The sequence below is a fragment of the Clostridium sp. HBUAS56010 genome (assembly GCF_007115105.1).
GTDB lineage: Bacteria > Bacillota > Clostridia > Lachnospirales > Lachnospiraceae > Lacrimispora.
In genome coordinates, this window is record NZ_SULJ01000001.1 from 722,358 (window position 1) to 735,117 (window position 12,760).

General features: G+C 42.8%; 11 protein-coding genes. 1 reads left to right on the top strand and 10 read right to left on the bottom strand.

The features are described from left to right. Positions 1-25: 25 nt before the first annotated feature. From FAY33_RS03495 to FAY33_RS03505, 3 genes are all read right to left on the bottom strand, one after another. Positions 26-814 carry a response regulator gene (locus FAY33_RS03495; protein WP_143319358.1) on the bottom strand — a complete coding sequence of 263 codons (789 nt, stop codon included), beginning with the start codon at positions 812-814 and terminating at the stop codon, positions 26-28. 7 nt (positions 815-821) lie between these two features. After that, a complete protein-coding gene (locus tag FAY33_RS03500) occupies positions 822-2,303 on the bottom strand; it encodes a sensor histidine kinase (protein WP_143319359.1) in 1,482 nt (493 codons plus the stop codon). A gap of 134 nt (positions 2,304-2,437) precedes the next feature. Then, complete coding sequence (locus FAY33_RS03505) at positions 2,438-3,664, bottom strand: D-alanyl-D-alanine carboxypeptidase family protein (RefSeq protein ID WP_143319360.1); 1,227 nt, start codon at positions 3,662-3,664, stop codon at positions 2,438-2,440. A gap of 184 nt (positions 3,665-3,848) precedes the next feature. Between FAY33_RS03505 and FAY33_RS03510 the strand changes: the two genes are divergently transcribed. Continuing rightward, the gene (locus FAY33_RS03510; RefSeq protein WP_143319361.1) at positions 3,849-5,186 is read left to right on the top strand and encodes a polysaccharide deacetylase; all 1,338 of its coding nucleotides are present in this window, start codon (positions 3,849-3,851) and stop codon (positions 5,184-5,186) included. Positions 5,187-5,260: 74 nt separating this feature from the next. Here FAY33_RS03510 and FAY33_RS03515 read toward each other — a convergent pair whose 3' ends face one another. The 7 genes from FAY33_RS03515 to pfkB form a co-directional block, all read right to left on the bottom strand. Continuing rightward, complete coding sequence (locus FAY33_RS03515; RefSeq protein WP_347562645.1) at positions 5,261-6,214, bottom strand: GTP-binding protein; 954 nt, start codon at positions 6,212-6,214, stop codon at positions 5,261-5,263. Between the two features lie 16 nt (positions 6,215-6,230). Then, positions 6,231-7,400 carry a CobW family GTP-binding protein gene (locus FAY33_RS03520; RefSeq protein WP_143319362.1) on the bottom strand — a complete coding sequence of 390 codons (1,170 nt, stop codon included), beginning with the start codon at positions 7,398-7,400 and terminating at the stop codon, positions 6,231-6,233. 181 nt (positions 7,401-7,581) lie between these two features. After that, on the bottom strand, positions 7,582-7,767 hold the full coding sequence (locus FAY33_RS03525; RefSeq protein WP_143319363.1) for a FeoB-associated Cys-rich membrane protein: 186 nt from the start codon (positions 7,765-7,767) through the stop codon (positions 7,582-7,584). 99 nt (positions 7,768-7,866) lie between these two features. Beyond that, complete coding sequence (locus FAY33_RS03530) at positions 7,867-8,886, bottom strand: LCP family protein (RefSeq protein ID WP_143319364.1); 1,020 nt, start codon at positions 8,884-8,886, stop codon at positions 7,867-7,869. Positions 8,887-8,948: 62 nt separating this feature from the next. Beyond that, complete coding sequence (locus FAY33_RS03535; RefSeq protein ID WP_143319365.1) at positions 8,949-9,602, bottom strand: HAD family hydrolase; 654 nt, start codon at positions 9,600-9,602, stop codon at positions 8,949-8,951. 86 nt (positions 9,603-9,688) lie between these two features. After that, the gene (locus FAY33_RS03540) at positions 9,689-11,596 is read right to left on the bottom strand and encodes a fructose-specific PTS transporter subunit EIIC (protein ID WP_143319366.1); all 1,908 of its coding nucleotides are present in this window, start codon (positions 11,594-11,596) and stop codon (positions 9,689-9,691) included. Further along, positions 11,596-12,513, bottom strand: a complete 918-nt coding sequence (gene pfkB / locus FAY33_RS03545) for a 1-phosphofructokinase (protein ID WP_143319367.1) — start codon at positions 12,511-12,513, stop codon at positions 11,596-11,598. Before pfkB ends, FAY33_RS03540 begins: the two co-directional genes overlap by 1 nt. Positions 12,514-12,760 lie beyond the last annotated feature (247 nt).

Below are 12,760 nucleotides of genomic sequence, written 5' to 3' on the forward strand. Positions count from 1 at the left end.
GTGCTTTTTGCTAATTATCTTTCTCTTACAGTTCTTTTAGTTTCGTCATTCTGTATTCCGAAGGATTGATTCCTTCCAGCCGTTTAAAAACTTTAGTAAAGTAGTTGGAATCCCCATATCCCACTCTCACCCCAACTTCTTTTACGTTTACATTGGGCTGTTCAAGGAATTTCTTTGCTTTTTTTATCCGATAATCCATCAGATAAGAAGTAAAACTCTGTCCAAACTGTTGTTTGAACATTTTGCAGAAATAAGGCTCGGAATAGCCAATCGCCCTGGCTATCTCATTCATGGATATGTCATTCATGAAGTTGGAACGGATATATTCCTCCACCATGGAAGTCATAACCGATAAACGGTTTCCGGAATAATCCGGTTCTTCCACCGCCAGAGACTCTTCCCTCTCTTTTTCATTCCACTGCCCGGGAAGTACTCCCCGTTCTCCCGTAATCCTGAGTGCTTCTTCCACCACACTGATTACCTCCCTCTGGGAGTAAGGTTTTAAAATATACTCCATGGCTTTTATAGAAATGGCCTTTTTTGCATAATCAAACCGGTCATAGGCTGTAAGAAAGATCAGACAGCAGTGAGGATCTTCCCTACGCATGATCTCTCCCGCTTCTATTCCGTTAATCCCTGGCATTCCAATATCCAAAATCACTACCTGAATCGCTTCCCGCCGAAATGTATCAAGGGCTTCTTTCCCGTTTTGCGCTTCAAAAACCTGACAACAATCTCCAAATTTCTTCTGAAGCATTTTCTTCAACACAATCCGTTCAATCATTTCATCTTCTACAATCATTAACCGATACATTTCATTTTTACCCCTTCTTCCGACCAAATTCAATTTCTACAACAGTCCCCTTATGTTCTATGCTGTCTATAGACACCTTTCCATATTCGTAATAAGCAGAAATTCTTCTGTATATGTTACCAAGACCAATTCCAAGACCTGTCCCTTTTGTCTCCATGGCATGACGAATGGATGCCAGTTTTTCTCTGCTCATTCCATTTCCCGTATCTTCCACGGATATCCACAAAATATCTCCGTTTTTTTTAATCTTAATATGAATGGAACCTCCATTCTCCTTCTCCGATATTCCATGAATTACTGCATTTTCTACAAGAGGCTGGAGCATGAAAACAGGAACCTCCTCCTGATAAAGGGCCCTGTCACAGGATATTTCCCACCGAAACCTGTCCCCAAATCGCATCTGATGAATGTACATATAATCCTTTACCACTTTAAGCTCCTGTTCCAACGGTTCAAATGCGCTGGAGGTACGGAGGCTGTAGCGGAGCAGATTGCCAATTGCAACAAGCATCTCTTCTGTTACTGGTGCTTCCTCCATCTGTGCCATACGGGTCATCATGTTTAAGGTATTAAACAAAAAATGGGGATTTAACTGACTTTTAATAAGCTGGAGCTGTGCCATGGAAAAACGTTTTTCAAGCTCTGCCCGTTCCAGTTCATGACGGTAAAGAGTTTCCTCCATCTGCCTTTTTTCCTCCGTGGCAATCACATAATCTTTTGTAGCATGTTTCATTTTATTAAAGGCACTGACCAGACGCCCGATCTCATCGGTTCCACCCCAGTGCACATCAGGAGAAGAAAAATCATTCTTTTCTATCTTTCCAGACACCGTTGCCAGTTGTTCCAACGTGGTTACAACGCTGCCGGTAATAAACCGGAGCAGTACTACCAGAACCAGAAATGCCATAACGCTGATGGCAACCAGAAGATAAGGCATCCGCTGCAGTGCTGATATCTGGACTTCATAATAATCATTTCCATCCATCAGGACAATCTTTGTCAGTCTTGTGGCATAGATATCCAGATATTTCTGCATGTTATAGGCTTTATATTGTTCTTTGATATAATTTTTCTGCTTTGGTCCCATGGACACAACCTTGTCCCTCTGCTTTTCATAGGTTTCATATCCATTCTTAATATTCCAGGTTACTCCATAACGTTCTTCTCCAATCTGGCCATACTCATAAGGCAGTTCATTTAAATGCGCTTTTGTTTCCCGGCATGCAGCCTGGTAGAAAGTCTCATTCTCAGCCGTGTGGTTCGCCAGCAGATTGGCAAAAAGCTCTCTCTCAGTCTCCAGAGACTCCTGGAATTTATAACATGCCAGATTATCATCCATAATCACTCTTGCACCGTTAATAAAAATATAAGCCACCTTTAAATTAATAAAAATAGAAACACCCATGATGAACCCTACACTAATAATAATCAGATAGAGCTTTTTCTTTAACGTCATTTTATACCAAAGGGCAAGCAAGCGACTTCCCACGTTCTTCCTCCTGTTCCTGCAGTGTGTTTTTGTGCAATAGTCCTAACTTATCTTATACTTTGCAAGAGTTTTTGTCAACATTTTAAAAATAAGAACGTACAGCTTGAATTATGGGCTGTACGTTCTTTCTTTCATCAAAGACCAAACGCATTGATTAACCGTTTAAAGTAATCGAAAAATTTCGCCTGTTTTACGGTTCCCGCTGTAAGAACCGGTACTTCTCCTATCTTTTTTCCGCCCAGAGTATAAACAAGACTTCCTGCCGGCTGGTCTTCTTCCACCGGTGCTTTCATTGACGGTACCAGTTCCAGAGTTTTTTCGATCGTGGAGAAATCTTCCCCTTTCAGACTTAAATAGGAGAAAGACCCGCCATACTTTAAGGCAACTTCCTCTTCCACACCGTTATCTACTACCATGTTCGGCAGTGGAAGCATCTCTTTATCCTCATACAGTTTACAATTTGCATATCCATAATTTAAAAGAGTCTGTGCATCTCCAAACCTGGCTTTGTAATCCGGTGCCGCCATAATGGAGGCAATCAGGCGCACTCCATCTTTTTCTGCTGTAGCGGACAAACAGTACTTTGCAATGGAAGTAGATCCGGTCTTTAAACCAGTTACATTAAAATTCGTTGCCATCTTTAAAAGCTTATTGGTGTTGGATAGACCAAATTCTTTTGTCCCCTGTTTTGTTACATGGGTGATGTTCTCCATCCAGATGGTAGAATAATTATGAATCTGGGGATATTTATTAATCAGCTCCCTTGACATAATTGCGATATCCCTTGCTGTTGTTAAATGGGTGGGCGATTCTGTAAGACCGCAGCAATCTTCAAAATTGGTATTTGTCATGCCAAGCGCTGCCGCCTTTTCATTCATCATCTTTACAAATTCACCTTCTGTTCCCGCTATGTACTCTGCCATTGCTACTGACGCATCATTTCCTGATGCAATTACGATACACTTAATCAGGGTTTCCACTGTCTGGACTTCCCCTTCTTCCAGGAACACCTGGGAACCTCCCATGGACTTTGCATGGGCACTGGTCACAACTTCATCCGTTAGTTTTATCTTGCCGGAATCCAGTGCGTCAAAGATAAGTATTAACGTCATGATCTTTGTTATACTTGCAGGACTCCTTTTTTCATCCGCATTTTTCTCATAAATAATCTGTCCGGTAGATGCTTCCATTAAAACAGCGCTGGGAGCCTGGATGGCAGGACCACCCTCTGCATTCGCTTCCTCTGCCTGTACAATCATATCCGAGGCAACTGCTACATCTGGTTCCTGCCCTGCTGCCGGAATGCAGAAACTGTATAACAGCAGGAAACAGCTTAACATTAATGCCGCAACTCTCTTCATGCCATAACATCCCCTGAAAATTCCTTTGTATCATTGTATGGGAGCATTTCCCTTTCCTATGCCAATTTTTGCAAAAAATTTATCCTGCTTTCGATTTCATCCTACTCTAAAGTATGTTATACTTATAATTAAATGTTGCAAGTATCTGGCAGCAGCCAAATATGAAAACGTAAGGGGTTAAGTTATGAATTCAAAAAAGATCATCGTTGCACTTTTAGGAGTGTCCGCCGTTGCCATCCTGGTATTGGGCGGCATTGCAATCAATAAAAGGCTGGGACCCGGATCCCTTCCTGCCGATTCCTCTGTTGCCGGTTCTCACAGCGGACCTGAAGCCACAGAAAGCGAACCGGTAAGGGAAGATCCTATGGTATCTCTCCTTTCCAGCGCAGAAGGCCTTGCTGCCCAGTATGACTTTGAGGGAGCCATCACCCTGTTGAATTCCGATCCGGAATTATCTGCAAAAGAAGAGGTTAAAACGGCGATTGCCAGTTACGAAGCCCAAAAATCCAGTCTTGTCCGCATGAATCCTACGGATGTCACCCATGTGTTTTTCCATTCCCTCATTATGGATAATAAAAAAGCATTTGACGGAGATAAAAAGCAGGCAGGCTACAATCAGATGATGACCACAAAATCAGAATTTTTAAAGATCATGCAGTCTATGTATGACAAAGGATATGTCCTGATCAGACTTCACGATCTGGCTTATGTAACAAAAGATGAGAATGGCAATGACAAATTTACATACGGAGACATTATGCTCCCGGAAGGCAAAAAGGCTTTTGTGCTCTCCCAGGATGATGTTTGTTATTATGAATATATGAAAGAGGATGGATTTGCCCGCCGCATTGTCATCGGCAAGGACGGATATCCCACCTGTGAGATGGAGCTTGCCGATGGAACCGTTGTCACAGGCGATTACGACCTGGTTCCTCTTCTTGAAAACTTTATAAAGACCCATCCCGGCTTTTCTTATAAAGGAGCAAGAGGAATACTGGCTTTTACCGGATATAACGGCATTCTTGGGTACCGTACCGACGAATCTTATAAGGACACCAATCCCAATTATGAAGAAGACCGCAAACAGGCTGCTCTTGTTGCCCAGAATTTAAAAGACCACGGCTGGGAACTGGCTTCTCATAGCTGGGGGCACCGGAATATGGGAACCATTTCCATGGAACATTTTAAAGTGGATTCTGATAAATGGGCAAAAAACGTGGAATCCCTGATTGGTCCTACTGACATTATTCTCTTTCCATTTGGAAGCGATATTGGAAGCTGGACACCTTATACCAACGACAATGAACGGTTTACTTACCTGGAATCCCTTGGCTTTCGCTACTTCTGTAACGTAGACGCCAGCAAGCCCGCCTGGATGCAGATGGGAACCAATTATTTCCGCCAGGCAAGAAGAAACTTAGACGGGTACCGGATGTATTATTATCCAGACAGTTTAAGCGATCTTTTTCAAGTCTCTGATGTCTTTGACCCGGAACGGCCTACTCCCGTTCCCCCTATGTAAGGCATTCCGGATGACAAATGGCTGCTTCACGAAACATTCCCGTGAAGCAGCCATTTTTATTGAAAATTATAGGGTTAAAACTGGACAAATCCTTTCACAGGCTGAGCTGGCTCTACCAGATCCGCATACAGCACCGGACCTTCTCCTTCATAATCTTTCCAGAATTCGTAAGCCACCTTTGCTTTTACATGAACCCACTGTTTTGTCTCAAGATCCTTTGCCCCTCTTGCCTTTGTAACAAAGCCAAGAAAAGTCATATCATCTTCACAGCAGGTCATTGCCATACGCCCCGGCACAAAATAATTCTTTGGAAAATCCGGTGTTTTCAATACCATAGCAGTGAATTCTACGGTCTTTCCCTCGTATCGTTCTCTTCTCTCCATACAGTCAATATACCAGATTCCATATGCCTCTTCAGAGATCTTTATAACATCAGCATTGATATCATAAGGGAGATCTTCTTCGGAAATCTCGTTGACTTCTCCCTCAGAATCCTCAAATACAATCTCACCCTTTAAAGCCATGGACTTTAAAGTACGGCGATAACCAGAAAGATCTTCGATTCCATCACACCGGTTACAGATAATCAGCTCTGAATTGCGCACCATGGCATAAAGCAATGGCTTCATATTGGCAGAATACACTTCAAAGGTAGTCATATCAATCAGGGAAATCTGCTGATAAACCTTCCAGTCAGCCGGAAGCTTTAGCTCATCCAGATTCCACATTCCGTTCCATTCAATTAATACCCTCTCCGGATTATGGAGAAGTTCCAGTTCCAACAGCCTGTCCGGAGTCATCTCATCAAGACTGTCAATTACTACCATCTCTGTCTTTGTACGGGCAAGAAGATCCGGATCGTATTCATTCTCGCCTTCTTCGCAGACGATTAAGAGCGTCTTTCCCTCTGCTTTAAAATAATCCTGTTCCATGGTGAATTGAAGGAACTGGGTCTTTCCTGATTCCAAAAATCCATTAATCAGGAAGACAGGCATGAAATCATCTTCCATTACATCAGTGTTGCTCATATTATCCTCCATTTGCTTATCGTTTAAAGGCTTTTTCTAATTCCTCTTCCTTTAAATTTGCGCCGATCACGCAGACCTTTCCGGTGTACTCCGGTATTCCGGTTCGGATCTCATACTGTTCTGGTACCAGATCAAAATAAAGCCATTCTCCCTTTTCTTCTCCAGGAATCATGCCCTTTGCACGGAGAACATCTCCATATCCTTCTCCATATGCCAGTTCATCAAGAATCTTGTCCAGATCTTCTTTCTTCATAGAAGCAACATGTTCAAGCCCCCAACTGGTGAACACCTCATCTGCATCATGATGGTGATGATCATGACCGCAGCCACAGCCTTCCCCATGTTCATGATGGTGCTCGTGATGGTCATGATCGTGACCTCCGCAGCCGCAGCCTTCCCCATGTTCATGATGGTGCTCATGGTGTTCATGTCCGTGACCTCCGCAGCCGCAGCCTTCTCCATGTTCATGATGATGCTCATGGTGTTCATGACCGTGACCTCCGCAGCCGCAGCCTTCCCCATGCTCATGATGATGCTCATGATCGTGATGATGTGCTTTCACCTCATTTAAAAGGTCTTCTATCATGGTATCCGGTTTTTCGATAATTTCCATTAACTGTTTTCCGCTCAGTTCATCACAAGGAGTTGTGATGACAGAAGCTTTGGGATTCAATTCCCGGATGATCTCCACTGCCTGGTCTACCTTATCAGCGGCCGCAATGTCTGTACGGCTTAACACAACCGTTCCTGCATTCTCAATCTGGTTGTTAAAAAATTCACCAAAGTTTTTCCGGTACATCTTACACTTTTTAGCATCCACAATGGTAACTGCACTGTTTAAAACCACATCAAGCTCTGCTGCCACATCCACAACAGCCTTCATCACATCAGAAAGCTTTCCTACACCAGATGGTTCAATAATCACCCGGTCTGGATGATACTTGGTTAAGACCTCTTCCAGAGATTTCCCAAAGTCACCCACTAACGAACAGCAGATACAGCCAGAATTCATCTCTCTGATCTCAACTCCAGCATCTTTTAAAAATCCGCCGTCGATTCCAATCTCACCAAATTCATTCTCAATCAGGACAACCTGCTCTCCTGCAATGGCTTCCTGCAATAACTTTTTAATAAATGTTGTTTTACCGGCTCCAAGAAAACCGGAAATAATATCAATCTTTGTCATATCAGCATATACCTCTTTCTTTCCAGAGTTTAACAAGAACTACAACTACTTATTTTGTCACAAACTCAAACATAAGTCAAGCAAAGCCCTCATGGATTCCATTTACATAATACCAAAAAATTATCAGCTCCGCCTAAAAGCAGAACAATATCCGAAGCAGCTTACAGCTCCGGATATTGTTTTACATTGATTTCTTATTCTCTTCCTGCTCTTCTTTCCCGTTTAAATAACATCCGCTGCAATTTCCACAGCAATGACCGCAGCCACCTTTTCTTTTTGTTATCTTTTTTCCGGCTGCAATTACCAAAGCCATAAGAATGAGCGTGATAAAAATGGTCGGTCCATTGACCGAAAACCATAAAAGCATGACAGACCTTCCTTTTGCCCATAGGAAAACTATCATCGGGCAGACATCTTTCACTATTAAGATATTCCGGCATCAGTCATTTGTATCAGATTTTCGTTTTTATTTACCAGTCTGAATCTTAATCTGCCTGCTGATCTCCTTAACCGTCTCAGAAGGTTCATAATCTTCTTCATCAAATAAGAACTGATGAAGATGCTTTACATTGGTGTCCAGGTCGACAGGAACCACGCAATCCTGTTTTTTGATTACAGCATCTTTTAATTTGGAAGGAAACCCTTCTGTGCCGGACAGATGAAACTGATTTATATTTTTTATAAGGGGAAACAGATCTTTTAAACCAATACTGGTGGAGGTCTGGGGCAAAACGGTTGTAACCAGCCGGTTTAAGGTACCAAGATCGGCTTTCCGTGCTTTTTGAAGGACCAGATCCACAACTTCCCTCTGCCTCTCTGTCCGTTTAAAATCCGTATCCATCTTTCTCAGTCTTGCATATGCCACGGCCTGAACTCCATCCAGATGATTGAGCCCCTCTTTTTTCAAATGGTGGGAACCTACACCTGTTGACTCAACCGTCTCCGTAATAAAGCCATTAATCAGCCGGAATTCTTCATGGCTGATATCCACATCAATTCCGCCTAAGATGTTGATGGCGTCTGCAACTGATTTCCAGCTAAAGGAGGCATAATCATCAATGCTTAAATCCAGATTCTCCGTAAGAGCATCAACTGCCTGACCAGGTCCGCCTAGAAAATACGCATCGTTAATTTTGCCATAACGCCCTTTTTGATTCAATTTCAGAAAAGTATCCCGATAAATGGACACCACCCGTATCTCGCCAGTCTCTAAATTTACATTAAAAACCATCTGCATATCAGATCTGGTTTCCTTTCCAAGGGTTCCTTCCCTGGAATCTACACCAAAAACAGCAACTGTCCAGTAGCCTTCCATCTTCTCCTGGGTTTCTATGCTTATATTGGTATTCTGGGCCGGAGGCTGTTGTGCCGTCTTTACAGGCTGAGGAATGTGGGTGCTGTTCCACGCATATCCGATCATAGTTCCTATTAACGCCGCCCAGACCGCTGCAATGACAACAAAGCCCCATTTTAAGTATTTCGTCATGGTCCCTCCCATATTTATCTGCTCATTGTTCTCTCTCCTTAATCTCCCTTTATTTTTAAAAATTATGCAAAAATTTCTTTTATCTTTTCCGGATGATCTGCCATGTATTTGGGGTTAAATTTCATTAACTCTTCCTTTTTCCGAAATCCCCAGGTCACTGCAACGGTATCCATCCCTGCAGCAATGCCTGTCTTCATATCTGTGTTCGTATCTCCCAGATAAAGACAGCGGGATGGTGAAACATGAAAATAATCTGCGGTATAAAAAGCACCTGCCGGATCTGGCTTACAGGCAATTCCATTGCCTTCTCCGGTAATCAAATCAAAGAAACCCGTTCCAAAACAGGACTCCACGCATTCCATTCCCCGTTCATGGCTTTTATTGGTTAAAACTGCAATTTTAATGCCCCGCTCTTTTAAAAACAGGAGCAGATCCAGAATTCCATCATAAGGTTTAATTTTATAAAGACAGTTTTCCTCAAAAACCTTTTCATAAATATCCAGCGCCTCATCATAATGAAGCAGTTTTTCATCTCCCAGATAAATCAGAGAACGCTCTACAAGCTTCTTAAATCCATCTCCCACAAATACTTTGACATGATCCTGATCAACAGCGCCCATTCCCACCTGTTTCATGGTCAGATTCACGCTGTGGGTAATGGATTCAATTGTATCTATAATGGTTCCATCCAAATCAAAAATGCAGCACTGATACATAACTGCTCCTCCTTTGTTTTTCCAGTATTATACCCATTATAGAGCATATTCAGAGTAAAATCCACTTTCTCCTGACAGGCTGTCACTTATTCTGTTCTTAAATTCTTCTTTAGTGTCGCCAGAATCACACAGCCCACCGCCGAACCAACAATTACTGCCACCAGATATCCAATAGGATTTCCAATGGTGGGTAATACAAAGATTCCTCCATGAGGTGCTCTTAACGTACAGTTAAATGCCATAGACAAGCCTCCGGCAACGGCTGATCCTACGATACAGGATAAGATTACACGGATTGGGTCAGCGGCAGCAAACGGTATGGCTCCCTCTGAGATAAAGGAGAGTCCCATAATATAATTAACCAGTCCTGACTGCCGTTCTTTCTGGGTAAATTTCTGTTTAAAAAAGGTGGTACAAAGAGCAATGGCAAGGGGTGGAACCATTCCGCCTGCCATAACAGCAGCCATAATATCAAAATTGCCTTCTGCAAGCTGGGCTGTACCAAATACATAAGCTGCCTTATTGACAGGACCTCCCATGTCTACAGACATCATCCCACCAACGACAGCACCCAGAACAATCTTACTGGTACCGCCCATATGATTTAGCAAACCGGTTAAACCGTCATTGATTGCACCAATAAAAGGGTTAATAAATGTGGTAATAACTGCAGTCAGGAAAATGCCAATCAACGGATATAAAAGCACCGGCTTAATTCCTTCCAGGGATTTAGGAAGTCTGCGAAACCATTTTTTTAACAAAAGAACAATATATCCACCGATAAAACCTGCCAGTAAAGCTCCCAAAAAGCCTGCGTTTACACTTCCGCCTCCTGGATTGGCAAAGGTAGATCCCATTTTAGCAATCAGACCTCCTACAAATCCTACAGCAAGGCCGGGTCTGTCCGCAATGCTCATGGCAATGTATCCTGCCAGAACCGGCAGCATCATGCCAAATGCCTGTTCACCAATGGTCTTTAAATATGCCGCTAAGGGAGTATTTTTACCAAAGTTGGAAGGATCTATGGAATAGTCATCCAGCAAGAATGCCAGTGCAATTAATATTCCTCCGCCAATAACAAAGGGAAGCATATGAGAAACACCATTCATCAGATGTTTATAAATGGACCTGCCGACGCCTTCTGTCTCTTCTTTATCTTCCAACGGCTGTGATGAAGATCCGCTGTAATGAAAGATGGGAGTATCCGAATCAATTGCACGTTTGACCAGTTCTTCCCCTTTTTGGATTCCGTCGGAAACGGTTGCAATGACCACTCTCTTCCCATCAAACCGTGCCATATCCACGTTTTTATCTGCTGCAATAATGATTCCCTCTGCCTGGGCAATCTCCTCTTTGGTCAGGGCATTTCCAATGCCTTCCGCTCCATTGGTCTCAGCCTTTAAAGAAATCCCCATCTGCTTTCCGCTCTTTTCTAAATTCTCTGCTGCCATAAAGGTATGAGCGATTCCTGTGGGACAGGCAGTTACTGCAAGCACCCGGTAACCAGAAGTTTTTATATCTGACTTTTTCTGATACCGTTCAGACTCTTTATCATCAATCAGCTTTAAAAATTCCTCTTTTGATTCTGCATGGATCAGATCTTCTTTAAAGTCTCCATCCATTAAAAGGGTGGACAACCTGGAAAGTGCCTCCAGATGCAGATCTGCCCCTCCCTCTGGTGCTGCAATCATAAAAATCAGATTGGCTGCTGATCCGTCAAATGCTTCGTAATCCACACCATCCGGCACTACAATTGCAGCAAGTCCAGCTTCCTCTACTGCCTTTGTCTTTGCGTGGGGAATGGCAATTCCTTCCCCTACCGCTGTGCTTCCATGAGCTTCTCTTTTTAAAATCTCTTCTTTATATAAAACCCTGTCCTTTAATCTGCCTCCCCGCTCCATTAAAGAAACCAGCTTATCAATGGCACCTTCTTTGTCAGAAACTGTTACATTCAGTTCCACACTATCTGCTTTCAGCAATTCTGTAATCTTCATCAAACGACCTCCTTTGACAATTCATCATACAATTCCATGATTTTCTTCTTATCTGCAAGGCCTTCTGAAAAGGCACTGGCACTTCCTGCTGCACTTCCTAGACGCAGTGCATGTTCATAACTGCCCTGTTCTAAATACCCGGCAATAAAACCGGCAACCATGGAATCTCCTGCACCAACGGAATTCTTTACGATTCCCCGGGGCACTCCCATTCTATATACTTTGTTGTCCTCTGTAATCAATACAGCACCGTCACCTGCCATGGAAACCAGAACGTTTTTTGCCCCTTTTTCCTGAAGACGCCTGCCGTACTCAATGACCTCATCTACCGAATGAAGAACTACATGAAAAATCTCCCCTAGTTCATGATTATTGGGCTTTACCAGAAAAGGCCGATATGGAAGCACGTTAACTAACAAACCCTTTGTAGCATCTACCACAACCCGGATTCTTCTTCCGCTTAAACGAGCCATAATCCGCTCATAAATGTCATCTTCCACAGACTCCGGAATGCTTCCCGACAAAATCAGTATATCTCCCCGTTCTAACTGATCCAGCTTACGGATCAGACTCTTTACGTCCGCCTCCATTATCTTTGGTCCCATTCCATTCAACTCTGTTTCTTCCTCTGACTTTAACTTCACATTAATTCTCGACAACCCTTGCTCCACCCAGATAAAATCTGACTGAAACCCCAGTTCGCCGGTTCTTTTTAAAATTTCCTGTCCGGTAAATCCTGCCAGAAAGCCCAGGGCAGTACTCTCGTGTCCCAAAGTAGCCAAAACTGTGGAAACATTCAGCCCCTTTCCCCCACAATAGATGGTTTCGTGACTGGCTCTGTTAACATTACCCAGAGTGAAGTGATCCACTGCTACGATATAATCCAAAGCCGGATTAAATGTTACTGTGTAAATCAAATGTCACACCTCCTTTTATTAATGAAATTATATTTCATCTCCCTCCTATAATATAATACGATTGTATTATTTCGTCAATATATTTAACCAAGAAATATTATTTCTTCTATACTTTCAGCATGTTGTATAACATTTCACAATTCCACTTGCTAAAACATTATTTTTCTTATAACTTATGCACGAATCAACTTTTTTCACCGCAAAAAAAGAACCAGCTTTTAGCATGGTCCTCTTTCGGTAAAATAAA

Excerpts from the sequence above, each read along its gene's own strand:
- FAY33_RS03495 (WP_143319358.1), bottom strand. The coding sequence starts at position 814 with ATGTATCGGTTAATGATTGTAGAAGATGAAATGATTGAACGGATTGTG.
- FAY33_RS03505 (WP_143319360.1), bottom strand. The coding sequence starts at position 3,664 with ATGAAGAGAGTTGCGGCATTAATGTTAAGCTGTTTCCTGCTGTTATAC.
- FAY33_RS03510 (WP_143319361.1), top strand. The coding sequence starts at position 3,849 with ATGAATTCAAAAAAGATCATCGTTGCACTTTTAGGAGTGTCCGCCGTT.
- FAY33_RS03515 (WP_347562645.1), bottom strand. The coding sequence starts at position 6,214 with ATGAGCAACACTGATGTAATGGAAGATGATTTCATGCCTGTCTTCCTG.
- FAY33_RS03520 (WP_143319362.1), bottom strand. The coding sequence starts at position 7,400 with ATGACAAAGATTGATATTATTTCCGGTTTTCTTGGAGCCGGTAAAACA.
- FAY33_RS03525 (WP_143319363.1), bottom strand. The coding sequence starts at position 7,767 with ATGCTTTTATGGTTTTCGGTCAATGGACCGACCATTTTTATCACGCTC.
- FAY33_RS03530 (WP_143319364.1), bottom strand. The coding sequence starts at position 8,886 with ATGACGAAATACTTAAAATGGGGCTTTGTTGTCATTGCAGCGGTCTGG.
- FAY33_RS03535 (WP_143319365.1), bottom strand. The coding sequence starts at position 9,602 with ATGTATCAGTGCTGCATTTTTGATTTGGATGGAACCATTATAGATACA.
- FAY33_RS03540 (WP_143319366.1), bottom strand. The coding sequence starts at position 11,596 with ATGAAGATTACAGAATTGCTGAAAGCAGATAGTGTGGAACTGAATGTA.